At 32.7% G+C, this 1,686-nt stretch carries 1 protein-coding gene; it reads left to right on the forward strand.

The window, feature by feature from the left end; genetic code table 11:
- Positions 1-292: 292 nt before the first annotated feature.
- Positions 293-1,686, forward strand: a 1,394-nt coding sequence (locus ACYVJS_RS16285) for an NADH-quinone oxidoreductase subunit M (protein WP_460740896.1), incomplete at its 3' end; no start/stop codon positions are given.

The following is a 1,686-nucleotide window of genomic DNA, read 5'->3' on the forward strand; positions in this document are numbered from 1 at the left end:
GGCCCCTGACCCGTGGGCCAGGGGCGGCGAGCCGCCCCGGGATTTAAATTAACTTATCTAGTCCCCTAGCTTTCCGCGCTTTAGCGCGGGTTGTTCATCCCGGGCTCCTCAGGTGGGGGCGACTTTGTCGCCTCCAATAAAAATTAATTATTTTTAATAAATTTAGTTCTATTGAGCCACAAGCTCTTGCAAATAATTTGCGGGATATACCCCGCAGAAGTTATACGAACTAATTTAAAGTTAGCCTGAGGTTGTTTTCTCTATTTAAGAAGTTACAATCTAAATTATAACTATGATTTTATCACTATTGGTTACACCTATTTTAGGTGTTATTGGTGTTATCCTATCTGGAGAAAATTCTTCTTTACAGAAAAGGGTAGCTCTTGCTAGTTCATTATTAACTTTTGTATTATCTTTAGTTCTTTGGGCTGGATTTGATTCTAATTATAATGGATTCCAATTTGTTAGTTCTTTTCCTACTGTTACTACTCAAGAAGTAGTTGGAGTAGATGGTATTTCTTTATTTTTTGTTCTACTAACTACACTTATTATTCCAATTTGTATTTTAGCTAGTTGGGAAAGTATTAAAACAGGAATTAAATATTTCTTAATTGCTTTCTTAGTTCTAGAAACTTTATTAATTGCAGTTTTTGTAGTTTTAGATTTATTATTATTCTACATTTGTTTCGAAAGTGTTTTAATTCCTATGTTCTTAATCATTGGTATTTGGGGTGCTCGAGAAAGAAAAATTCATGCAGCTTACCAATTTTTCCTATATACTTTATTAGGTTCTTTATTTATGTTATTAGCTATTTTAGTAATTTATTTCGAAGTAGGATCTACGGATTACCAAGTATTAGCTGTAGCAGATATTAGTGAAACACGACAAAGAATTTTATGGTTAGGATTCTTTTTATCATTTGCAGTAAAAGTACCTATGATTCCTTTCCATATTTGGTTACCTGAAGCTCATGTAGAAGCTAGTTTAGCCGGATCTATTATTTTAGCTGGAGTTCTATTAAAACTGGCTGGTTATGGATTCTTACGATATTCTATTGCTATTTTACCAGATGCATCTGTATTCTTTACACCTTTAGTTTACTCTTTAGCTGTAATTAGTATTATTTATTCTTCTTTCACTACTTTAAGACAAGTAGATTTAAAAAAAATTATTGCTTATTCTTCTGTAGGTCATATGAATATTACTTTATTAGGTTTATTTAGTAATACAATTCAAGGAATTGAAGGATCATTAATTCTTATGCTTGCTCATGGAGTAGTATCTCCTGCTTTATTCATTTGTGTAGTTATTTTATATGATCGATACCATACTCGATTATTAAAATATTACCGAGGATTAACTCAACATATGCCTGTATGGTCTATTATGTTCTTCTTATTCACGTTAGGTAACATTGCAGTTCCTCTATCTGCAAATTTTGTAGGTGAGTTTATGACATTTACTGGAGCTTTCCAACAAAATCCTGTACTAACTGTATTAGGAGGTTTAGGAATGATTTTAAGTGCCGCTTACGGTATTTGGTTATATAACAGAACTGCATTTGGTGCCCAAAGTAGATATTTAGCTCCAATGGGTGATATTAACCGAAGAGAGTTTATGACTTTATTACCACTATTATTCTTAATGTTTGTTATGGGTCTATTCCCTAACTTATTCTTAGAGCC

The organism is Microbacterium neimengense, from assembly GCF_054782995.1.